The organism is Shewanella sp. SM95 (assembly GCF_025653595.1).
Lineage (GTDB): Bacteria > Pseudomonadota > Gammaproteobacteria > Enterobacterales > Shewanellaceae > Shewanella > Shewanella oncorhynchi.
Genome location: NZ_JAKKSE010000037.1, coordinates 1 through 23,519 on the forward strand (window position 1 = coordinate 1; position 23,519 = coordinate 23,519).

Annotated in this window: 20 protein-coding genes; 5 read left to right on the forward strand and 15 right to left on the reverse strand. The window is 47.8% G+C overall.

Annotated features, from left to right (window positions below; genetic code table 11):
* Positions 1-20 precede the first annotated feature (20 nt).
* The 15 genes from L5M29_RS22645 to mobI form a co-directional block, all read right to left on the reverse strand.
* Positions 21-1,229: an IS4-like element IS10A family transposase gene (locus L5M29_RS22645; protein WP_001206290.1), complete on the reverse strand. Its 1,209-nt coding sequence runs from the start codon at positions 1,227-1,229 to the stop codon at positions 21-23.
* A gap of 98 nt (positions 1,230-1,327) precedes the next feature.
* On the reverse strand, positions 1,328-1,615 hold the full coding sequence (locus tag L5M29_RS22650; protein WP_259214952.1) for a hypothetical protein: 288 nt from the start codon (positions 1,613-1,615) through the stop codon (positions 1,328-1,330).
* 683 nt (positions 1,616-2,298) lie between these two features.
* The gene (locus L5M29_RS22655) at positions 2,299-2,436 is read right to left on the reverse strand and encodes a hypothetical protein (RefSeq protein WP_263170212.1); all 138 of its coding nucleotides are present in this window, start codon (positions 2,434-2,436) and stop codon (positions 2,299-2,301) included.
* A gap of 9 nt (positions 2,437-2,445) precedes the next feature.
* Complete coding sequence (locus tag L5M29_RS22660; protein ID WP_259483858.1) at positions 2,446-2,709, reverse strand: hypothetical protein; 264 nt, start codon at positions 2,707-2,709, stop codon at positions 2,446-2,448.
* Between the two features lie 6 nt (positions 2,710-2,715).
* On the reverse strand, positions 2,716-3,270 hold the full coding sequence (locus L5M29_RS22665) for a hypothetical protein (RefSeq protein WP_259560899.1): 555 nt from the start codon (positions 3,268-3,270) through the stop codon (positions 2,716-2,718).
* 3 nt (positions 3,271-3,273) lie between these two features.
* Positions 3,274-4,632 (reverse strand): TraB/VirB10 family protein, encoded by a 1,359-nt coding sequence (locus tag L5M29_RS22670; RefSeq protein WP_259216136.1) that lies wholly within the window; start codon positions 4,630-4,632, stop codon positions 3,274-3,276.
* 1 nt (position 4,633) lies between these two features.
* Positions 4,634-5,893: a type-F conjugative transfer system secretin TraK gene (locus L5M29_RS22675; RefSeq protein ID WP_259216137.1), complete on the reverse strand. Its 1,260-nt coding sequence runs from the start codon at positions 5,891-5,893 to the stop codon at positions 4,634-4,636.
* A 5-nt stretch (positions 5,894-5,898) separates the two neighbouring features.
* On the reverse strand, positions 5,899-6,555 hold the full coding sequence (locus L5M29_RS22680) for a TraE/TraK family type IV conjugative transfer system protein (protein ID WP_140906557.1): 657 nt from the start codon (positions 6,553-6,555) through the stop codon (positions 5,899-5,901).
* A gap of 9 nt (positions 6,556-6,564) precedes the next feature.
* Complete coding sequence (locus tag L5M29_RS22685; protein WP_140906556.1) at positions 6,565-6,849, reverse strand: hypothetical protein; 285 nt, start codon at positions 6,847-6,849, stop codon at positions 6,565-6,567.
* Between the two features lie 71 nt (positions 6,850-6,920).
* Positions 6,921-7,319: a hypothetical protein gene (locus L5M29_RS22690; RefSeq protein ID WP_205403074.1), complete on the reverse strand. Its 399-nt coding sequence runs from the start codon at positions 7,317-7,319 to the stop codon at positions 6,921-6,923.
* A 113-nt stretch (positions 7,320-7,432) separates the two neighbouring features.
* Complete coding sequence (locus L5M29_RS22695; RefSeq protein WP_259216138.1) at positions 7,433-8,068, reverse strand: DUF4400 domain-containing protein; 636 nt, start codon at positions 8,066-8,068, stop codon at positions 7,433-7,435.
* Positions 8,069-8,080: 12 nt separating this feature from the next.
* Entirely contained in the window at positions 8,081-9,955 is a 1,875-nt protein-coding gene (traD, locus tag L5M29_RS22700) for a conjugative transfer system coupling protein TraD (RefSeq protein ID WP_140906554.1), read from the reverse strand.
* The gene (gene mobH, locus L5M29_RS22705; RefSeq protein WP_259560901.1) at positions 9,948-12,800 is read right to left on the reverse strand and encodes a MobH family relaxase; all 2,853 of its coding nucleotides are present in this window, start codon (positions 12,798-12,800) and stop codon (positions 9,948-9,950) included. Before mobH ends, traD begins: the two co-directional genes overlap by 8 nt.
* Positions 12,800-13,519: a hypothetical protein gene (locus tag L5M29_RS22710; RefSeq protein WP_259564230.1), complete on the reverse strand. Its 720-nt coding sequence runs from the start codon at positions 13,517-13,519 to the stop codon at positions 12,800-12,802. The genes mobH and L5M29_RS22710 overlap by 1 nt, the downstream gene beginning before the upstream one ends.
* Before the next feature lie 9 nt (positions 13,520-13,528).
* On the reverse strand, positions 13,529-14,020 hold the full coding sequence (gene mobI, locus L5M29_RS22715) for a conjugative transfer protein MobI(A/C) (protein ID WP_263149167.1): 492 nt from the start codon (positions 14,018-14,020) through the stop codon (positions 13,529-13,531).
* A 645-nt stretch (positions 14,021-14,665) separates the two neighbouring features.
* On the opposite strand from mobI, the gene L5M29_RS22720 reads away from it, so the two are divergent.
* From L5M29_RS22720 to L5M29_RS22740, 5 genes are all read left to right on the forward strand, one after another.
* Entirely contained in the window at positions 14,666-15,733 is a 1,068-nt protein-coding gene (locus L5M29_RS22720) for a hypothetical protein (protein WP_140906551.1), read from the forward strand.
* Positions 15,734-15,741: 8 nt separating this feature from the next.
* Positions 15,742-16,029, forward strand: coding sequence for a hypothetical protein (locus tag L5M29_RS22725; RefSeq protein ID WP_011711605.1), 288 nt, complete (start codon positions 15,742-15,744; stop codon positions 16,027-16,029).
* Between the two features lie 98 nt (positions 16,030-16,127).
* Positions 16,128-17,123, forward strand: a complete 996-nt coding sequence (traF, locus tag L5M29_RS22730; protein ID WP_208660813.1) for a conjugal transfer protein TraF — start codon at positions 16,128-16,130, stop codon at positions 17,121-17,123.
* Complete coding sequence (locus L5M29_RS22735; RefSeq protein WP_263149161.1) at positions 17,120-18,514, forward strand: conjugal transfer protein TraH; 1,395 nt, start codon at positions 17,120-17,122, stop codon at positions 18,512-18,514. The genes traF and L5M29_RS22735 overlap by 4 nt, the downstream gene beginning before the upstream one ends.
* Positions 18,515-18,517: 3 nt before the next feature.
* Positions 18,518-23,519: conjugal transfer protein TraG N-terminal domain-containing protein (locus tag L5M29_RS22740; RefSeq protein WP_263170217.1), on the forward strand; the 5,002-nt coding region annotated here is incomplete at its 3' end.

A 23,519-nucleotide genomic window follows, 5' to 3' on the forward strand; every position in this document is an offset into this window, starting at 1 on the left:
CTGAAGGCTGAAGGATCCCCTCATAAATCAGCCATAGCATAGCCATATTTGAGCAACTGATTGGCGAATAATACCCAGGCCGCCAGCAATTCTTTCTCCGTGATTTGATAATCAGGCCGCCTGAGTACCTCCAATCCCAAGCGAATCGTTGAGAGTACCGTTCGATGCCCAATGGTATTGGCCTGAAAATGCTTATCCCAGCCCTGTTGCTGTGCGTGTAAACCAACTAGCCACAACAGGCATTGAACCATCAACGCTATCAGTAGGATGATGTCGAATCGCTCTGGACTGTTGGTACGACTTTGGCGTAAGCCAAAGCCGTATGCCGGGCTTTTGAGGTCACGAAAGGTTTCCTCTATTTGCATACGTTTGGCGTACAGGTTTACCAGCTGCTTTGGGCTCCGAGATTCTGGTGGTAAATTGCTGGCTAACACCCAAGGCTCTTTCGCCGATGTTGAGTACGTTTTTGCCGATGGATGGTGGCAATTAGTCCTCGTTGAACGCTGATTTGTACGCCCCTTAGGTTTGCTACGATAAAGCGTGAGATGGCAATTGATAGGGTTAGTTTTGGTCAAGGTCTTACAACCCAGGCTCTTCGCTTGACCGTTGGCCAAGTCATGTGTACTGCGAACTGCACGCCAATTTTCAGCGCCAATATCTGCAAATTGAACTGTACCGCGAATACGGCTTAGCCAAAACCAACCATGCGCCTCAACCTCTTTGTACCAAGGCACTTTGAACCCCGCGTCAGTCACGATGAGAGGGGTAACATGCAAAGGTAAAATCTTGGCTAAGTCCGCTAAAAAACCGTTGTGGGAGGCCTTAGAGCATTGTTCTGATAGGGGATAGGACTTCTCATACAGGGTAATAGAGCGGCCATTGAAGGCTATTGAGGCGCGCAGAGCCATGATGCGTTTATGCTCTCGGATGTCTGACCAATCGACGAGCACAATCGGCATAGGGTTACCAGAACAGATGAGGCTGGCATGCCATTGGTAGACAGCTAACCGTTCTTGATGCAGATGCGTGTTGCCGAGCAAACGATCAATGCGCTTGATGTTGTGCTTGGTTCGGGCCGTGGTTGGTAAATTTCGACCTAACTCAGTCAAGGTCAGTGTCTTACATTCAATCAGTGCCTTAGAGGCCAGCATCAAGCTGTTTAATCGTTTTAGGTGAAGTTCTGGGCAGTATTGGTGTAAAGAATGTTGTAGGATATTGGCTTCGCGCATCTTGTTGTCCAAGTGTAGTTTTTGGTGCACCAATGATGAAGCTGTCTAAAGATTGGTAGATGCTATCCATACGTTAGTTACCTAGCTAAAATAAGTGGTCATTTATCCCAAAACTTGCCACTTTGGTAGTCAGATCGTGCCTGATTCTCGCTATAGCTTTTATTGTCAATTTTGACACCGCCAATACCATTCGAGTGTTTACTAATAAATTCATCTTCATCATCGTCATCTGACTGGCCAGAACTAGACATTGCAATTAACGTCCCTAGCACCATGAAAACAGAGACTAATATCTCAACTGAAATCTTGAGAACGGCTATTAAAAAATTAAAAGACCATGTAGCTATAATCGGAATTGCTTTTAACAATCTATCTGTGAAATTCATAGTGCTACCCCTACCTTGGAATCCAATTCCTACGCATCATAGATGATTGTATTGTATTTCCCGACTGTGAAACTTTATATGTATCACAACTAAGGTAGTCCAATAGTGAACGGCTTTTAGCGTATTCATTTCCCAATCCCAAGTTTGTTCGCCATTTAACACCAAGTATATTAACACTCTGGTTTGCTTAATCTTCTGAATCGCCACAAAAATCGTAGACACTTTGTAGCATTACTAAAATTGGGTCAACAGTCCAGTACCAAGCAGAGCTAGTTCAATCATGCGAAACAAGGAATGGGGCAAAAATGTGCTAACTCTTAATCCGCACATTCACCAAAAGAGCCAAAAAATATCAAACTATTATATAAATGATCAAACATTATTAAGAATTATCAAACTATTATATAAACGCACAACACCGATAAGGCCTTGGAGGTTTCCGGCATCCCAGGCATAAACAAAGGCTGGTCGAGTTGAATAAAAGATGTTGCTACGTCCATGATTTCCTTCTGATAACGTCAAATAGGTGTTGAGCTAACCCGTATTGGGTGATGTTGATAGGATTTAGCCAGTAAGCGGCTAATGCCCTTGGCCAGTTTTATTTCCCCTAAGCCCATAGCCTGCCAATAAAGGCAGTCAAGCGCCCCTAAGCAAAGCGCGATTTTATAGATCTCTTGTGACCGCTAAATGGCACGAGTTAACTCTGATTTGCTCGCGCTAAAGTGCCGACGTAAATGAACACGGATGGGACGCTGTTGGCGTAAGCCCATAACATTTTCGTCATCGCCGGTGATTTTTTTGGATGCTTTCTTACTGGCCATACATCCTGCCTAACTGTGCATTTGGGTGAGCAGTGACAATATGGTGCGCCTGATTGATTCAGTCTCTCCAAATGTCGTTGGAATTGGGCAACGCAGAAGGGACTGTGCTGCCTCGGGGTGTTGCTGGATATTCTCTGCGTTAATCTCAAATATGTTGATGGCTAATCGCAGTGAGTGTGGGAGCTCACCCAGATTGTGAGTCTCAATAATCTGGGCTAGCTGGTTTTGTTCACTCGCTGCCAACAACGCTTGAGCGATTTCCATGTCAGCCATAAACAATTAATTCCCTGTCAGTTCCGTGGCCATCTGAAGCAGCTGCTGTGGCGATGGCGGTACTTTGCCTTCGTCTTGGTATTCGCTACGAATTTGCTTAATGCGGAGCAACACCTCTGCTCTTGGGATGTCCATTTTGAACTCTTCAGGAATGCGCAGCGTCATACCGCTATCGATGACGAGGTATCCCATGTCAAAGTAGATCTGTCCCAGCTCTTGAGCCGCCGAGCTTAAATCCGCTTGGTTAACCGATTCCTTTGACCATTGTTGAAACATCTCACCTAAATCTGCGACTACGATTTTGGATTGAGTATTGGTTTGTTCGGCGCTTACACCCGTGCCAAAGAAGCTCATGCCAAATTTCATCACGCCAAATAGCAGCACTAGGCCTGCCATCACCATGATCATTTTGATGGGGGACAAGCCCTGCGGAGCCGCGGGTGTCGCTGGCGTTGGCCCAGCGACGGATTGTGCAACCTCAGCGGGAGCGGCTTGCTCTGGCTCAGCCAGAGCGCCGATAGTCGGTTCCAATTTTTCAGAATTTACGTTTTCGGTTGTCATTGCTTAACCCTTATATTTGAGGCTAACACCGCGTTGAACAATGAGGTCAACACCTTCAATACCGCCGTGCATTTCCAGATACGGTCTGGCTTCGTCGGCTAACTGCAGGTAGAAGTCAGCAATCTTGTCGAATGCGGTACTTGAGCCACCAGCAAGTGAGCTGGTCGCCGTGTTTTTGAAATAGGTGCCGTCATAAACCACATCACCAGACACTCGATTGGTCGCGGCTTGTGTGAGGGTTTGGGCGCCAGTGCCATAGATGCCTGCCCAGAAGGATTGCTTCACCACTTCACCGTAGAGTGTTACTAACTTGGCTGGGATACCGCTATGACCGTCTTGGCCTTGCACTGCGGCAATGAACGGCTGCTCAATCGCACGACCTCTCTGGTCGATACAGCTGATACTCTCAGCGCGGATTTCGACACGACGGGTACTGGCACTACCACGGGCCGCGCCAATCACGGTACAACCCACTAGATCGATAGTGAAACCGTTAGGCATCACCCCAACGTCTACGATTTTTAATAAAACTGGAGCAGGGTTTGATTGCGCCGATGAGCTGGTAGGTACATGTTGACCCGTAAGCAAGACGGTTGGTATCACTGTGCCAGCTGACAACCATGTCTCAGGCTCTTTTTCAGTTTTCTTGCTAGAACCTGTGTTCTCTTGAGAAATCGCTTGTTTTGCTTTGGCTGCGACTTGGGTTTTGGCTGTTGACGCATTACCAACATTTGCTTCAGCACCTGTCGCAGCGGCCTTACCTAAACTTACGTCACCACGGTTCATGGTTAAAGGCTTTGACACTGGCGGGGTCATGGCGACATTCGACTTAAGGCCTGCCATTGGGTCTAGGTTAAACTCGGTACTTGGCAATGAAGGTGCTTGCTGGGCGATATTTTCTGGTCGAGCTCCTTTCGCGCTCACACTGTCTCGTGCTGTTGCGGCATTTTTGCTTTGTTGTTCAACCAGCATTTGCATTTGATGCGCGATGGTCTCGAGGCGCTTTTGTGATTCAAGCTGAGACATTTGCAGGGTATCGACCTGTTGCTGAATTCGCTTTTCACTAGCTTTTTGCTCGGTGTACTGTGCATCAATCGCTTTTTCACGCTCTTGAATTTTCTTTCGCATCGCTATGAGTTGGCCTGAAGTCTGAGTGGACTCCAAGCGCTCACTGCCCATGGTGCTCATAAACGTAGGCTTCGCCCTGACGGGGGCTGAGCTGGCTGGGGTGTCTGGAGCCGAAGGGAAAATAGCTTCCGCCAAGAAATAGGCAGGCAATGCCATTAACACGATTAATGCGATAGTGCGCTGGTTCGATGGAAGCGCAAGCCACTTGCTTTTTAAATCCTGTAACGCTTGCATGTTAACCTCCTACACGGCTACGACGTGGAACTTTCATTTGGCGTTCGAAGTAGCTGCGGTCACGCAGAATGTACACTTCGGTGCTTTCCCTTGGGCCTAATGTCGCTTTATCTAACACACCAACGGCCATCACATCTTCACGACCTGGCCCCATGCAGGACTCGTCGCGGAATGAACGTAAGCCATTGACATCGTTTCTGACCTCCATGATGTCAACGACCAATTTGGAGCCAATTAAGCGTTGTTTCACTTCATGGTAAAGCGGGAGCATTTGGCGAATATCGCACGGGTAACGCACTTCCGCCGGAATGGTGTCACCTTCAAGTAGTTCGTAACCTGCCGGAACTTCGGCTTTGGCCACAATTTCCAGTAACTTCATTACATCGTCAACATGGCTGTCAGCGACGGGCTGGTTATTAGCAATACGCTCACGCTCTGCTTGTTTTGCCGATTCCAGCTCCTTAGCTTCGTTCTCGCTGTAGATAGACACGGCTTGCAAAGCTGCATTACGTTGACTCGCGTTATAGCTAACGGTTAACTCCACGAGCACTGGTGGGACGTTTAATGGCACCAAGTAGAGTGATACTGCGGTCTCAGGTGCGCCATCTTCTTCAACTATTAAGTCAATCGCGCCAGCGTTAACGCCAGGTGTGACGTACACAAATCCTTGCTCACCGTAAACCAGCGCTGCATCACTCGGTACTGACGTGGTTATTTTAGCGTTTTTGAACGAGGTCGCGATTCGGTTCGTGGTTGACAGCGAAATTGGCAATGTCGTTGTGCCACCGGCTTTCAATGCAATCACTTGATGGCTTTTGTACTGCTTGCGTAAGTAGTCCATTGAGTCATCACGACGGCTAATGACTTCTCCGGCATTGGCAGGGGAGATCGCCGTCGGATTAACAAGGCTCGCGCCGCCGTAATTGGGGACTTGTTGATGCTCTGTCTGTTGCATTGGTTGCTGTGCTGGCGGCTGGGTCTCTGGATGTTGATTGAGCACTTGTTCATTGGGCGAAACCGTTAACGCAGTTTGGGTACCAATTTCTTTGTTCGTATCGATGGCCAGAGGTTGATTCGCATAAGGGCTGTTTAATTCAGCCTGTAGCTTTTCTTCTGCTTGATTGAAATCAGTACCCAAAACAGGTACTCGTTGCGGATTCACTGATTCAGTCGGTAACGAATAAATGTCATCGTCAGCAGCAAAAGCAGGAGTGATCATTAATGTCAGAAGGATTGCAGTTGAAAGGGGTCTTTTATTCATAGGTCTCACCGTGACTCGATTTTAATCACACTGTCTTTATCCAAGGCAGTTGTTGCGTTTTTGCCTTGGAGAATTTCACGCTCACGTTGAGCAGGGTTAACAGCAGCTGGATATTGTTGAATATCCAGAATCATGGGATTGCCGTTTCGGATCCCGATTTTTAATTCAAAGGTGTACGCAGTAGTATCAGCTGCGCCTGTTTTTAATGAGGTTGTGGTTTGTTCACCCACAACCCATACGTAATCTGTGACAGATGAATAAATCGCGTCAGACGGGACGAACTTCTGACTAACACCCCTGAGCGCCATTTCTTCGATAGCTGCGGCCATCGTCGCTTCCGCTTCATCTGGGTTAAGTTCTAACGGGATCATCTTGGTCACCCTGTCGATAACGAACTTAGCATTCTTGGGGGTAATATTGCCGATGATGGTTGCAATCATCAGGCCCCATTGGATTTTGAATTCTTGAGTCACGCTATTGCCGTTCATGACAATCGGCTCTTTAAAGTCGTTTGGCATGACAATGACTTCGGTCTGCTTGGTCATCACCATGAACAGCAAAAGCACCACGCTAATGCTTAGTGCCAGATTAGAACGACCTATGTTTTTGTTAGAGATATTGAGATTGTCGTAACTCTCTTTAATCTTCGATTTCCAAAGCATGTTGACCTCTTACTTAATTAATCGACGAATGGCTGGTGACATGAGGGTTTCCGGCCCTTTGGAAATCCACAAACCGTTTACCCATAACAGATGCTTTAATACGCCACGTCCAAACTTTTTAAACAGTGTTTCTACTACGGCCATGCTGCTAATTGCCGCGATAATGCCTAAGTTGATGTGACCTGATGCAAGACTAAAAACCATCACAATCACCGCCAGCTTGATTGAGTCCCAATGGATAGTTCCAACTTTGATAGCGCCGTTACAACGCTTAGGAAATCTCGCTTCACTCATGTCTCACCCCTTGAAAAAAAAGGGTGCATATAAGATTGCACCCTTCCTTGATACAGCAAAAATTGTCGCTATTAGTGAACTAGGCCAGCTTTCAGCGCTTCTACGGTTACAGTTAAGCTGCCGTCGATAGTTGTAGGCGCGTTAGCCAGTACCAGAATTACGACAACAGAAGCTAAGAAACCAATTAGGTTTGGTTTAATCATTGAGAATGCGATAGTGCCTAAAATCGACAAACCCATGATTGCCTTAGCCGGCGCACCCGTCATTAAACCCTTTACCTCGTCCCACATTTGGTCGAAGAAAGTGTGTAGGGTCGCGCCAGATGCTGATACCGCACTTGCTTCTCCAGCAAACAGCAATGAGCAAGCTACCGCGACAACGATTAGGGCGAAGAACGCTCTTACGGCAACAGGGGCTTCTTTAAACTGCTGGATTAGTCCTTTCTTTTCGGTTTTAGCGCTTTGGTTCATTGTGGATCTCCGTTAAATGTGACGGTCAAATTTTAACTGTTTGCGTGTTACTGTCAACACGTTATTTATATTGTGAGCGCTATCTATATCAAAGATAGCACACGGAGAGGTGATTACATGTTCTTCGCGCTGTTAGCCAACGTAGTTTTGAGTAACCAGCCGATAATCACCGCTGCAAAAAGCGGGAAAAGCGGGAACAGCTCATTGGAGATAAATGCAGGCGTAACGCAGTAAAGCTCTAACAGAATTACCACCAATATTCCTGACCAAAGAGCCAGTCTGAAATAGCCAGTTGATGGTGCGGTAAATTCATGTTGCTTAATTTTACGTTGCATTAATCCGTCCACAGCTGATGCGGCAATCAACCCAATGGCCATCCAAAACCAGAAAATCAGCAAGGATAGTCTCAGTAAGCACTGATACCAAATGGTCTTGATGTTTTGAGAAATCCGTGTAAGAGGGGTACGCCATAGTTGATCCCCTTTTAAACCAGTGTCCTGATGATACTGGTCAATGAACGCGGCTAAACCTGATTTCACCATCGTCGCCTCGTACCAGCCTTTCGCCCTAAACACCACAACCATAGTTGCCTCCGTGCTAATGGCCTTTTCTATATTTGAGATTTCCTTCCGTAACATTTCGTTATGCTCTTGGGGCTGCATGAAAATCAGTACGTAAATACTGATTAACGCTCCAACCGCCAAAATTAACCTGCCGTGCAGGGTCTTACTCTCAACTACGCCGTCCATAATCAACACTCACTACAGTAAAATCGGAATACGACATTGATAGGTCTTACCGTTGGCCAGACGTGCGACGTACTGCAACTTAGGTAATTCCGACATCAATGAAAGAGGGTACGCTGGCTTGTCAGCTTCCATAATCCGCTCACCCACCGAGCCCGAGTAATTGTGGAGCTTACTGGTAGAATCGGTGTTAGAGCTTAACTGCCATTGCTTTGACTTAATTGGATACTCCGGGAGTAGCGCCGCAAATCGCTCCCTGGTGATATCATCTCGAGCTCGCAGACAGAACCAGTTAGCGGTTAACGACAAAACACGGCTCGCTACTGCATCACCGGCTTTATCAATCAAATCGGGAACACCCTGAGTAGATAGGTGCAATTCAAAGCCTGCACCACGACCCATCGCGGCTAAGTTAATTAGGCCGTCGGAGAGTGCAGAGTGGATTTCGTCACCAAACACCGACACACGTACCCCTTTACCGCCTTCGTAGTTGTAACGTGACGCAGCTGCCGCGCAGGTATCTTCCATAATGAGTTTCGATACAGCTGCTGAAATTGCAGGGTTACCCGATGAATCGGTGGCGATGTACAACACGCCGCCCGTATCAATGAATTTCTTGATGTCGATAATAGGGCGCTCGTCATCCGTATCATTCGGATCAGGGCTTAACATCTTGTCCAGCGGCGCAGCGGTTAACTGGGTTAACATCGGCTTGGTGGTCGCTAACATCTTGCTTTGGTGAGATTGGTCGTGCGTTAAGAAACCAATAAAACTCGATACCGCGTCTTCACCTTTGTCGTCAGGGATTAACACCTGTTGGTAGCGCATGATTAAACCCTGTAGCAAATTGCCGCGGCCTTCCTCGGCAATTTGGGTCGCCATGTTCGCGTACCAATCGGGCCCGTAATGCATAGTCATAATCTTGCTTAAGGCTGCTAGGGCCAATTCGCTTTTGCGGTTTAGCATGTAATCAGCGACCATCTTGATTGATGGTCGCTTACCGATAAAACGTAATGCTTCAGCCGTGACGTAGAATGAGTCCCAGGCATAGGAGCGAAAACCCTCAGAGCTTCCTGAGCCTTTTTCTAAGACGTTCGCTAAGCGCGATGCAATCTCTGTTGTCACTGTGAAGTTCACCAGTGGGTCAATTCGCACTGATTGACTTGGCTCAGCAATGTTGAAGTAATAAAACGGGACGCCTAAACGCTTCGCTTCTGCGCGTAATCTGTTCTTCCAGTTTGGATCGTTCTTAGGGTCTAACACTAATACAGAGTTACCACGGTAAAGGGCGCCAACACTGTTAAGCGTTAACATCGTTGTTTTCCCGGCACCAGGTAATCCGGTGTAGAAACTATGAGACCAGAATAGCGAAGCATCCAGCCACAAATCCTGCTCGTCACCACACCCCTGAATCCACGGCCGACCTTCTAATTTCTCGGTATCTGCTTCGACTTTCTTCAGGGCTCTACGCACTGCCCAAGGCAAGAAACCCTTAGCGTGTTCTGGGCGTTTACCCACCAGCTGATAAGCTCGGTTTGCTTCGGTGATCGTCCACTCAAAGCCGCGACCAAAGAAGGCCTTATCCCTCTGGGTTTTGCTCAGATCCCACAAAGCGCTAGATTCAATGAGGTATTGATAGTTATATACCAACTTAATCTGGCGACGTATTTGCGGTAAGGCTTCTTTTAAGCGCTTAACCGACATACCCGCTGTGGCCGCAATAACCGAAACTGCGACCATCGATACATCGTGTCCACTTACCCCGTGGTATACCCACGAGCCTGCCGTGAACAAGGAGGCTCCAGCCCAAGCATAACTGGATTGGATTTCATAAATCGGCCTATACATGTTCTCCATGAATAAGCCGTTAGTCTCGATGCTTTTACTCATGCTCTATTCCCACTGTCTCAAATACCATCCATGCAACTTGGTTACTGTCTGTCGCAATTGAGGCGTTGTCGCCTGCTGTGCGCTTGAGGCTAGTCGCCTCTTTTTTTGCTAACCCTACTTCTTGCTCGTAAGTGGTTAACGCGAAACTTTGGATTCGGATCACCCCAGGGCGGAGGTCTATACCGGACTTGCCTGCGCGAGCCATCGCCCAACCAATGAACACTTGCAACTCAGGCGGGTACTTGCTCTTTTCCTTCGGAGACTTGTTACCCGTGGCGACTTTTAGCTGTGAAAGTGTCGATACCTGCTCGGCAGGAGGGGTAAAGCTCGCAGACGTGGTGGCGGGCTCAACGGCAGTTTCAATGGCCGCTTCAGCGACGGGGACGGTAGGTTCCATGTCAGTCGTTAACATCGATAGATCTTCCGGCGTAAACCATGGCAGCTCATTCTCCGGCGTGGCCAAAGACATCTCCCCCGTGTACTCGGACAACGGTGGAAGTTCGTCAGTCATTAACGAAGATAAATCTTGCTCTGGGACTTCTGCCATTAGGCTATCTACCGCGTCATCAATGAACGACGGGGCTAAATCAAACTGACCGCTTGATTCTGGTGATACTTCGTTAGGCATTAACGGAGATAATTCTTGCTCCGGGACTTCTGTCATCGGGCCATCAATCACATCATTGATAGAAGACTCCTGCTTGGGCAGGTTATTCGGCTCTGTAATGACCTCGGTGGTTAGGGCTTTATTCTTTTGCTTTTTGGCTTTGCGTTCATCGGCCTTAGCTTGAAGCTCGGTCAGCATGTCACCCACTGGCTTGGCAAGAACGTCGGCTAGCTTCAGCTGGTAGAACTTTTGTTTGTTAACGACATGAATAACTTTACGCGGCGCTTTAGGGTCTGGAATAAGTAACTTGTTATCCATCAAATCCTTCAGCACGGCACCCTCGTCAAAACCAAGCCCTCTCATTTGCTGGTCAATTTCTTCGAATAGGCTGGTATTCAATGTCAGCACGTCACCATCCAGCTTTGCTCGATGTAGTGTGTTGTTAGCCGTTAGCAGGTATTCGATTATCAGATCAATACAGGTCTTGTCCTTCGATACTTCTGCTGGCATTTCTTGGGCTACTGGCTCATTTATCTCTACTGCCGCTTCCACTGATTCACTAACTACCGGAGTGTCATTCATGTTCTTAAACACGATACCCTTGGTGTCTGGTGCTGGAGCGCTGGTATTGGATTGCTCTGGCTCTTCCTTAGATTCAGCTTGCGGTTTCTTTGGCGCAGGCTTACTCGGCGTTGGTGCTGGTGCCGGAGTGTTGGTGTTCGCCGGAGCTGCTTGCTTCTTCGGTTTCTTTGTCTGAGCCTTACTTTGATTTGTTTGCGACCCATTCTGCTGTGCCGGTGTTACCGCAGGAGCAGGGGTTGACGCAGGAGCTGGTTGGGTTGGTGCAGCCGTGTTGTTAGCCGGAGTTTGCGGGTCTGGCTCACGGGTATCTGTCAGGGTGATTAGCCCAGTATCGGCGTAATGGATTAACAGTGAATCGTCACGGGTTAATGAGATTTTCCCATGAATGCCGCGTTGCGGAATCTCCTCGCCATAGACGATGCCTGCCCATTTTGGCTTAACAACTTTGATTGGCCCTGCCGTCCACTCTGGATTCGTAACTGGGTGCAAGTGGCCACTGGTGTAATCCTCAAACAGCGGCTCAAATAACTGACGCTCTACCAGCATCTCAAGCATTTTTCCGACTTGCATTGGGACGTTAAAGCCATCTTCCTTGAGCGATGACATCACTTTGTTGAAACTTGCTGGGTAAGACACGTACACATCTTCGGCGCCCAGGCACCAAATGTCGGCTTTCTCTTCGTTAACCTTCCAGCCGCGACGCATCATTTGTAAGCGCTTAATAAACGCCGCTTCCAGTGGCATCTTGCGAGCACCGGTTAATCTGTCCCATTGCCACATCATGTCTTTGTGGACGGAACGTGCTTCGCCTTTTTTAAGACTGTCTCTAAGTGAGTTATTAACTTCGATACTGCCGGACAAGGTTTCATAGATGGCGACCTGAAGGTCATCTTGAGTGCCAAATAGATACTGCTTCGCTGCCTTGGTCAGTACAGTGTTAAGCATGGATGATGCAAGCCCAATGTGCTTGCCGTGACGGTCTGCATAGTTCCACGTCACTTGATAACGGGATACTTGGTTGCGCCCTGACCAATCATAGATATTTTCGAGTTGTGGGTTCCAGACTGAATCATCGGCCTGCACGGTCATGTCATGTAGAGCTTTACCGATGTCATGCACTAACCCAATTACCCACGCCGCATATTGCCAGCGGATTTTCTTACCGTGCAACTCGTCGGTAAATTTGGTCTCTTTAATATCAACCGACGCCATGTGACGCAGGGAGAACAGAGCCACCTCTAGACTGTGACGCGCTAAACCACCAACAGCCGCGTGATGATGGTTTTCTGAGGCTGGGAGTAGGTGAGCGTAAGAAAGGAAATTCGCTACCACATCCCTAACCAATGTCTGTGCGTTATAGACTTGGTTGTATTCAGATAGGTTGGCAGGATTGAACGTGTCACGATGAATATCAGTCAAACCCAGTTCACGAATCGACATATCAATTAGGTCATTATTGGATTTAATGATTCTCGCTTGATTCGCTACAGCTACACCGTCAGCTACGGGAGGGTAGAAAGTCTCTACCAACTCTTCGCTGACCGCTTTAGTCTCAACCCCACCAACAGCCATCCGTACCGCATTCTTATCTGGGGCTTTGCCATCCAGTAAGAAGGATCGAACAGCCAAACTAACTAGCTTGGCTATTTTCTTCATTATGCGTTCACTACCAGTTTGCCGGAATCCTGCTCAATTTCTTCAGCGCCTGAGTCGTCATTGGCTGACCGGTCATCTGGATTGTTGCGGGTGATGGTTTGCATGATTTTGTTGTAAGCGTCTAACGAATAAATTCCGCCCTTACGGTCAGCTGAATCTGTAGCTACAGTTCTCATGCGACCAAAGAAACGAGTCATGGTGTTCATCGCTATACCGCGACTATTGTTGCTGACTGACTCAGAAATCACGCCAGCTAACCAGAGGTTTTCAATAGCTGCGATAGATTCATCAATCTGGGAAATTACGTCGATTACACGCCAGTAGATTGGGTGCTCGATTTGAAATGTCACGCTGAACGATTCTGGTGTCACCACGTCTAAATCGGCATTGTTGCCAAGCGAGGTAGACAACTCATTGTTGTGGATTGTGTTGAGAAGGGTGCTGCGACGAACAGCTTCTTCTTGCTCAGCTGCAAACCACGCATCTAAACGGTCACGGATTTCTTTGTTGTTAGACGTCAACACAAATAGACCAGCGATACGGGCGATGCTGTATTTGATATTCTGCTGACGAGCATCATTGCTAAACAGCTGCTGGATGGCGCTACTCTTGAAATCCATTTCCTTCAGAATGAATTTACGCTGCTGAACTTGACGCACTGCAGATGGTTTCTGAGTGCGCTTTGATGAAACTTGTGGGTTCTCGTTGGTCTGACTCATATAATCCTCCTAGGATTGTTTTCGCTCTATGCGACGTAGTTTGATTTTTGCTTCATGTAGACACTCAAGGGTTTCTCTCAACGGAGCCAATCGATTCTCTGTGTCTTCAATCATTCGTGCCTCCCACTCTGGGGATTTGCGGGTTAACTGGTCTAAGGTGTATCCGCGCTGGGTCGGTTTAACGTCATCGCCCCAAGACTTGCTGATGTTTCCAACTCGCCCTGGTCGATACCTCGTCCAGACCAAATACACCTTTTCGTTTTTTACAACGACCCTGGGTGCCATCTCACCGCCACTAAACTTCCCACCGTCATCACTGCGCAACTGACGGTTTGAAGATCTCCATTTCAGCCAGTAATCATCGACTATGACCTTTGCCTGAAACTGAGCGGCTTCAATCAACCCTTCTAGGCTTCTGATGGTATTCGCCAACTGGAACCCTAATGCGGGTACGGGCTTCCCGTTCTCAGAGCTACCCGAAGTACCTGAGTAGTCATTCATTCATTTACCTACTGTTTGTTCGTCTTCAGTAATCCGTTTTCGGCCTACGGGGACAACTCATGCAGAAATTCAGTTCGTTGGCGAACTCGTGTCTGTCACCGTCCGTTATTCTGCGAGCTGAGTTTGGGATAAAATCCCAGGTGCCTCCTGTGTTAGCCATCCTTTGATGATTTTCAGTTCGTTGTCCAACTCATGCTTTTCGCGTGATATACACACCGATTCACGGGCAAGCCCCCTGAGAAATCCTTTCTCACGTCTGCGATTCTGTTGGCCACTTCAGGTTTTCCCCCAGTTCGTGAGCCAACTTGTGCATTCAGAGCGTTGATTTGCTGATTTTGGAAGCCGTTAAAACTGCTTAATTTCGAAGAATCCAGAGTAGGAATTTCGCTACTAAGCCAGACTTAGTTGCACTTCAGTTCGTTAGCCATTTCATGTTTTGATTAATTCACTAGCGACATGTTGTGGATAACAAAGTGCATAATATACACACAAAATAAATAATACACGAGCTAAATATATTGTGTATTATGTAGATCCCAGATTGGTATTGGAATGGTAAGAATAATCTTCCAGAGCAAGCTGGAAAGGTTTTGGAAGTCTCTTAAAACCCCAGATTGGGGGTCATTTGGTGTGGAGTTGGTATTTATGAATAATCCCGTCATCATCACAGTCGATGTTGGCTATGGCACAACGACTTGTGTACACAAGGAATCGCTAGGCAATTACTCAGTGAAGACGTTCCCGTCCCTGCCTATTCCGATTAAATCGGATATTAATCTGGGTTTAGCAGGCGAGGAGCGCGATGTAACAACCGTGGAAGTCGATGGAATCACCTATGAGGTTGGTTCGGACGTAGGGACCTCGGTCGGTTCGCGAAATGTTCGCGTTCTCAACACCGAATCGTTTATCACGAGTGACCGCTATAAAGCGTTATTGTTTGGCGCCCTGTCATTTTTAGGCAAATCAAATCACATCGATATAGATGTGTTAGTGCTTGGTCTGCCAGTGAGTGTCATGTTCAGGAAAGATGAACTCGCCAAGATTTATACCGGCACTCACCAAATCACCCCAAGTCGCAAGGTCACCATTCGTCAGGTCTTGGTTTTTGAACAACCGCTTGGTGCGTTGATGTCATTTTTGCGCCAAGGCGGAAATGAACGCTTTGCCCAGTGCAAAGATAAAACCATGCTATCCATTGACCCAGGTTATATGACCACCGACTTCATTACGTCGAAAGGATTGAAGGTCAGTCCAAATCGTTCTGGTGATTCTGAAACTGGGATGTCCAAAGTGATTGGTGCAGTCGAAGTCGCGCTGCGCTCGCAACTCGAAGGTTTCAACATCAAACAGATTAACCCAGAGTTGATCGACCAAGCCTTTATCAGTGGTGAGCTTAAGCTGTACGGTAAAGCGATGAAATTCCCTAAGTGCGATCTGTTTGATGTGACCAGCGCGATTCGGTCTGTTACTGACGAAGCATTAACAAGTGTCGTCAATAAAGTGGGTGATGGTCAGGACATTGACCTGATTATTGTCTCCGGTGGTGCCGCAGCGGTATACCTGCCTTCGATTCAGCGCGCATTCCCTTTCCACAAAATCGAAGTCGTTGATGACTCTCTGACAGCTGTTGCCCGTGGCTTGCAAACCGCAGGCGAGCAATTCATTCGTGGAGCCATAGCGCGAGGTGATTATCAAAAGTTAAAAGCAGTCTGAGGTGAGGGATGCCCAAAACAATCGAGAGACACATTCGGATTGCCGATGATACTCACCCGCTAATTTTCGCTCATTTAGATCAGTTTGGGCCAAAGGCACTGACCCGCGAGATGATGACCCTGATGGAATTTGGATTAATGGTGAGACAGCAGGGATTTAATCTAGGCACTGTGTTGGCGCCGAAGGTAGAAGTCGAAAGTGAAAGGGAGAAAGTGGAAGCAGATGCAGAACCTCGAAGTCCAATGGAAGATGACTTTGATATTAGTGATGATTTTTTTGTCGCCCGAGAAACGTGAAAAACAATAAATCAGCCGCCTGCAATTAAGGCGGCTTTTTTTCATCCAGTGAGGCGTGATATATTCAGCCTATGGAATATAAAAAGTGTGTTGGTGTTATGAAAGTAAATAAATTGATGGCTTTGATTTTTGCGGCTCTGGCTCTGCCAGTTGTGGCAGAAGATCCTGCAAATAGCAATGATGGTGGTAACTTCTATAAACAACGCGAAAAGGGCTGGTATTGGCACGAGTACATTCCTGAGCCCGAAGAAAAGGAAGAGGAAGAACCTATTGCGCCAACGCCATCTTCTGCACCAACTGAGACTGAAACGAGTAAAAATTCAGTAGAGGCCATGAGCGTTAAGTGGTTCCAAGAAAACTTGCCCAAGGCAAAGGAGTTGGCGCTTAACACTGGAAAACCAGAAGACGTTAAACGCTACCTTTACATCCAGCGTGCCGCAATAGATCGCGCCAACCAATTTGCCGCTACTTATATTTCCGAACAAATGTTTGACCCTTACCTCGATGAAGGGTTACGCCGTCCTGAAAATGACGTGACGCTGCAAACTTTCAAAGGCGCTCAGTCTGAAAACCAATGGAAGTTAATTGAAGCCATCGGCAAGAAAGCCACCCTCATTTATTTCTACGGCTCTCAGTGTCCGTATTGCGCAAAGCAAACTCCCTACCTAATCCGTCTGGCAAAGGAGTATGGATGGTCGATCATGCCTGTTTCTCTCGATGGCGGCACCGTTCCAAATGATGACTTTTTAGCATTAGGCGATTATCGAGTGGCGACTTCCGACATGGCGCAGCGCTTCGACGTCTTGGCGACACCAACACTGTATCTAACCAACAACACGGGTGATTACTTCCTGTTGAGTTCTGGGCTAATCGGCATGGATTCTCTCAGTGAAAGGATCATAGAACTCGCTAGCCGCGAGAAAATTATTAGCCAAGCAGAACTTAATAATGTGAAGCAGGTACGAGCTCTTTATATGACCGATGCAGAAGCCAAGGTTGACACGCAAAAAGTGTATGAAGACCCAGACTACCTCATTAACAAGATGCGGAATTTTATGCTCGGAAAACCTGATAGCGAGGGTGAACAAGAATGAAAAAGAAAGTTATAGTTGCTTTACTTTGTTGCCCGTTATCAGCTACAGCTGCTAGCGGGTTAAACAATTTATGGGATCAGATGTTGTCTGCCAGCTCCGGTGCAACTTCATATTCAGGCGCTAAACGTGACGGATTTTCTCTGGGGAGTGCGTCGGTACGGATTAAAACCACTAACGAAAAGATTGTGGCGGTTAGGGCTCCTTACCTTCAATCATCCTGCAAGGGGATCGACTTCTTCGGTGGCTCACTGTCCATTATAAAACGTGAAGAGCTTGTTCAGATGGCAAGATCTATCGCCGCCGCCGCCCCGATGTACGCATTCCAATTAGCAATGGGAATGTTATGCCCGGACTGTAATGCAATTCTCGCAGACCTAGCGAAACGCCTCAATGCGTTAAATGATTTTATCAGCAAAGATTGCGAGGAATGGGCTGATCTGGCCGAGCAACAGTGGCCATCACTTCAGGTACAAAGTGACCGTAAAATGTGGAAAGCCTACAATGATTCGACTGGTGCTTGGTTTGATTCATTCGCTTCATCGACGGTTGAGCGCAGTTCAATAGACTCCCACTCGAAAGCCGCACAGTTGACTCAGGCTGGCGACGAGATGCAGTTCAACTCGGTGTATGAAACCTTCATGCAGTCTAAAACTACCGTCCCAACCCTATCCTCAGACAGCCATGTCGTCGCTCAAATGTTAATGACTATTTTAGGGACTGAAGTTTATAAATTCGACAGCACATTAACTGCATCGGCTTCAGCAGGAAGTGATGCGGTCAGTAAGTCATTTAGCCCACAAGTTTCATTGAAAGACTTGTATCAGCCTCAAGCGACTACATCAATGGCTGTACCTAAACAAATGGTGGTCTGTGAGCAGGCCCAATCTGCCGATAGCAAGTGTCTATCGGCTAAGGTCGCGACTGTTCCAATTAGCGATACACGCTATTTGGATTCGTTCTATCGATTTTATGGTGATGCAATTTGTGGCTTAGTCGATTCTAACTTAGTCGGTTCGAGCATCATGGCCATCTATGCTCAGAAAGGAAATTATAGTGATTCTCAAGCACAGATCATGGCCAATATGCGAAGTGAATTTGAAGACATTATTAAACGAGCCTCAACAATCAATGTCATCAATACAGGTAATTGTAAGTTTATCTCCGAAGCGATGGCCATAGATGCAACCCAGCAGTTGCTCGACGGTCTACGAATTGCCGCGAGTAAGATGGCTTCGACTGATAAAGGTCAGCGCGGCGCGTTTTCATCTAAGTTGTTAGAGAAAATCGATGCGCTGAGCCTTGAAAGGGAAGAAATGGCCAACAGAAGACGTGAAATGGAGCAGGAACTATTAAATCAGATCAACTTTCGTGCAAGTTTGAGAGGTAAGTAATTCATGTTAACTATCTACTCTCTCGGTGACCTCGATTTATTGATAAAGATGGCGCAATCGGCGGAATTGGCATTCAGTGATGGCGGCATTGCAAATAGCAATCTTATTGCGATTGGATTGGGTATTACCCTGCTAGTATCTGCTTTCAAGCAAATTTTTGACCCTGATAAATTCCATGTAAAGGAGTTTTTCATCGCCTTGTTCACTTACATGTTTTTGTTCACCCCGAAGGTGGATTTTTACGTTGAGTCAGTCAGAACGGGCGAAGTGTCTCAGTCATTTACTTTGCCATTTGGGATTGTGGCGCCTGCTGCATTAGCTACCATGATTGGTGGTGGTTTTGCTCAAGGTATGTCAGAGGCCTATTCCAGTATCACGCCTAATTATGACACTGAGCCTGGCACCAACATAGACCCTCTAAAAGCGTTACTTAAAGCCCGATTTGTCGGCACTTCTGAGGCAGATGCGAGTTATCGTTCTGTCGGTGAAAATTTGGGAGCGTACATTAAAAACTGTTATTTCGAAGACATTCGAAACGGTAAAAATCCGACGGGGCAGGCTGTACAGGAGGTTCATCACGACGAGAGTGTCACTGGGGCGTTTGACTGGACTAAATTCAAGGTAACCTCGGGAAGCTGGTTTACGCCTTACTACGATGTTAACACCAAGTCCTACACAAAAATTACCTGTGCCGATGCTTATGCCAAGTTAGGAAATGATCTCTCTGACAGTAGTCCTTGGGCCGAAGAAATGAAGGGGCGAGCCGCCGTACTTTACAATATGGCAGAAGAGTCTCAAGTTGAGAAAGTCTTCGAGTCTTTAACAGGGGATACTGCTAACCTCATAAATTTGTATCGAGCCAACTTTGTAAAAGCAATGATGGCCAAAGTTGGGGCTAGCTATGTAGAGTTAGAGCCCTCTGAACGATTGGCGTTTCAGCAAGAATTTGATGCGATTCAACAGCGTCACTTAAGCCAAGCAGCGCAGTCTTCATTTTTCTTGGAAACTGCCCCTGCACTTATCACTTGGTTTGAGTGTTTTATTTTCCTCATTGCTCCGCTGCTTCCGGTTTTCCTGACCTTCGGCTCCAAAGGGATCATGATGGCCGGAAAGCTCTATTCATTTCTACTCGCTGTGAACTTTTGGCCGATTATCCAAGTCGGCGTCAACATGTATACCAACCACTATTTCAATAAGCTGATGTGTTCTCTGCCAGGGAATGATTCGAGCTCGGTTCAGAACTGCATGATTGCGCCTAGTATGCGAAATTGGAGTATCGATTCTCTTGGGGGGATGGATAGCACCTACACCACACTAGAGACTTTCGTATCTCAAGCGGCAATCATTCAAACGATGGTGCCAGCGCTGGCTATGATGATTGTCTTCGGCGGTGTTCATACTATGATGGGGGCAACACAAAAAGCCCAAATGGGCGCCAACATGGATGCCAAGGGCGTATCACCACAGACGGTCAATAGCGATGGTAAAACCGTTTCGTCAGGTGGTTATAGTCAGACAATGACATCGAATGGTGAGTGGATGGAAAGCCGTCAGGGTGCAGGTAATATGTCTTCCATTAGCACCGGTGGTTCAACTTACAATGCTCAACATGCTGGTACTTCAGCCGTGGCCCTAGCGGAATCAGGTGTTTCATCTCTAACTTCATCTAAAACCGCAGCGCAACAAGATCTCGCTGCCGCGAATGAGAGATTACAGACCGCTATTGGTACTGGTAACGCCTATCAAAATGCCCATCAAGCAGGTTTGGGGTTTGAAGAAGCACGCGGGTTTGATGTAAGTCAGCAACTCGGTTCGCAGATGGGTGTTAGTGGTCAACAGGCCCGTCAGCAGATAATTCAAACCTTATCACAAATGAGTGAGCAAGAAGCAAATCAATTTGCTCTTAAAGCTGGGTTTTCTGTGGGGGCCGGTCAAGGAGTTTCAACTAATCCGCTCACAGCATTAATGAAAACCTTGGGTGTTAACGCAGAAGCCGGTGCATCTTGGTCGCAGACGCAAACGAGCATAAAAACGCAGCTAGAGTCAGAAGGAGCCAACAAAACGTCAACGCTAAGTTCAAGCCAGCAAGAAGACGTAGCAAGGGCGTTTAGAGAAAGCGATTCGGCCTCTAATCGTAAATCCTATAGCGATTCAGCAACTGATACTTCGTCAGCCAGTTATCAAGCAGCTAAGGCTCGAGATGAAGCAGCTACCAGACAGCAAAGTATCCAACAGCAATTACAGGAAGCAGAGTCTCGGTCTCGTGAAGTTCGTGACGGTGTAACATCATCGGGAGCGGCGGGTAGCAGTGCAAACATCAAGTTTGGTGAGATTATTTCTTCTAGCAATCGTGATTTGATGTCAACGGCGAGCAACTTGGGCAAGATTGCACAGAATGCAGCTGATGGCGCAATGCGTGGCAAATATGGAAACGATTGGGATGCCGCTACTAACGGCGTGGATACGCTCGATTTCAAAAGCACAATGAGTGCTTTAGATGCTAAAGCCGCTGGGGCTGGGGCTGGTACAGCAGAAGAAGCCAGGTTTAATGCGATGAAACAGGACTATGCCGCTAATCAGTCATTATATGACGTGGCACGAGACAAGCAGGCGCTACAGAGCATTGTGAATGATTCGCAGACGATGATGTCCGCTGATGGTAGACCTATCCCCATTCAAGATATTGGTTCGATCGCTGACCGTGCCGTAGCCAAGTTGTCGGATACGATGGCCCGAACTCAATCAGAACCGATTAAGGCTGACGCGGTTCGCAACCTTGCTACAGGTGCCGCCATTGAATATGCTGCGTTAAATGGAACTGCCAATGGAAATGAGACCGCTAGAATTGTTGGCGCTCAATTTATCGCTGTTGGTCAGGCGCAGATTAAAGACTATGATAAGCCAGCGTTAACTCCTGAGCAACAGGCCTTCAAATCTGATACACAGAATGGCATTAATGCAGCGGGTCAACGTATCAGCTCAGAGGGCGCCAAATTGGAACAAGAGGCGGCTCAAAGAGCGAAGGACTATAAACCTTCTATAGATGGTTACCGCAACCAAAATCTTCAGTCTCCAGCTAAATGGACGCCTGATCAGCAACATAAACTTGATAAGTTGGACAAGAGTGTTGATGACCTATGGAAACAAATGCAGCAAAGTGAGGCTGTGAGTGGGCCTGCAGGGGTAAACCAAATCATCGACACTGTAGCGCAAGAATTGAAGTCAGGGACTTATGGGGCAGTATCACCACAGGTTATTGACAGAGTTGCTGAAGTGATGAAAAACGCCAGTAACTCACCCGCAGAGTTAGGTCGGATGCTGAATGATTATACAGATGCAAAATCTAATTATTTCAGTGGCGATCGTGCAGCTCAAGTCGCCCCAGTTATCTCCGCAATGGCCAACACTGTTGATGGTTTATTAAGTAAGGCCATCAACAGCGATCAATTAAGCCCGAGTGAGAAACCTTACTTCCAGAATGCTCAACAGGCCTTTAGTGGTTTGAATGATGCCTATTCTGCTAAAGTAATTTCGGATAGATCTTCAAGCGCGGGTAATGCTGCAGCGCAAGTTATTTCATCTTTAGGTTCTAGTAAGGACCCTCAAACTCAACAGGCCGTGGCTCTGGCTTCGACTATTGCAGCGGAAGGGACAAGTGCTAATCCATTGCCAAACGCGGAATTTAGTCGGTACTACAAGGAAAACAACCCTACTAAGGAAGACGTGTTAGGTATGAGGTTAGTCACGGATCGTGCTCAAGGCATCGTGACACAGGCAATGGGACAAGATGGATTATCTGAACCTGTAAAACAAAGGTTGGCCGAAACCCTACAAGGATTGCAGGATTTTAATCAGAAATTAGCGGTATCACTCAACTCTGACGCACATGCAAGAAATAGCACAGGTTATGATCATGCAACAGCTTATGACGATGCAACTCAAAATAGCCCGGCCATGAGTGGTCTAAGCTCAAGCGAAAGGATTCGAGCGATGGATGGTTTCAACCGGATAGGAGTGGGAGAAGGTTCAACTCAATCTAGGATGGAGAACACCCTATTTAACGGTCAAGGTGCGAACATGCAACTTGAGTCCATTGCCAATAAGATGTCGCCAGAAGATAAAGCCGCAATTTTAGGATCTCTTCCGGATTCGGTAAGGTCGAATGTAGAGCGTGGCATGGAATTAACTGCAAGCAATTCATCGCCATCAAGTGAAAAATTGCCCATAGGTGAGACACAATTCCCATCAAGCCCAGTGGCTTCGGCTCAAGGTGACACTGTGAGCCAACAAGTCGCAGCGCCAGCGGCAACGGTTCAAGGTGACACTGTGAGCCAGCAAGGCGCAGCTCCAGCGGCCATGGCTCAGGGTGACACGGTGAGCCAACAAGGCGCAGCCCCAGCGGCCGCAACTCAAGGTGATGCGCTGAGCCAACATGGCGCAGCTCCAGCAACCATGGCTCAGGGTGACACAGTGAGCCAACAAGGCGCAGCCCCAGCGGCCATGGCTCAGGGTGACACGGTGAGCCAACAAGGCACAGCCCCAGCGGCCGCAACTCAAGGTGATGCGGTGAGCCAACATGGCGCAGCTCCAGCAACCATGGCTCAGGGTGACACAGTGAGCCAACAAGGCGCAGCCCCAGCGGCCATGGCTCAGGGTGACACGGTGAGCCAACAAGGCGCAGCCCCAGCGGCCGCAACTCAAGGTGATGCGGTGAGCCAACATGGCGCAGCTCCAGCGGCCATGGCTCAGGGTGACACGGTGAGCCAACAAGGCGCAGCCCCAGCGGCCGCAACTCAAAGTGATGCGGTGAGCCAACATGGCGCAGCTCCAGCAACCATGGCTCAGGGTGACACAGTGAGCCAACAAGGCGCAGCCCCAGCGGCCATGGCTCAGGGTGACACGGTGAGCCAACAAGGCGCAGCCCCAGCGGCCGCAACTCAAGGTGATGCGGTGAGCCAACATGGCGCAGCTCCAGCAACCATGGCTCAGGGTGACACAGTGAGCC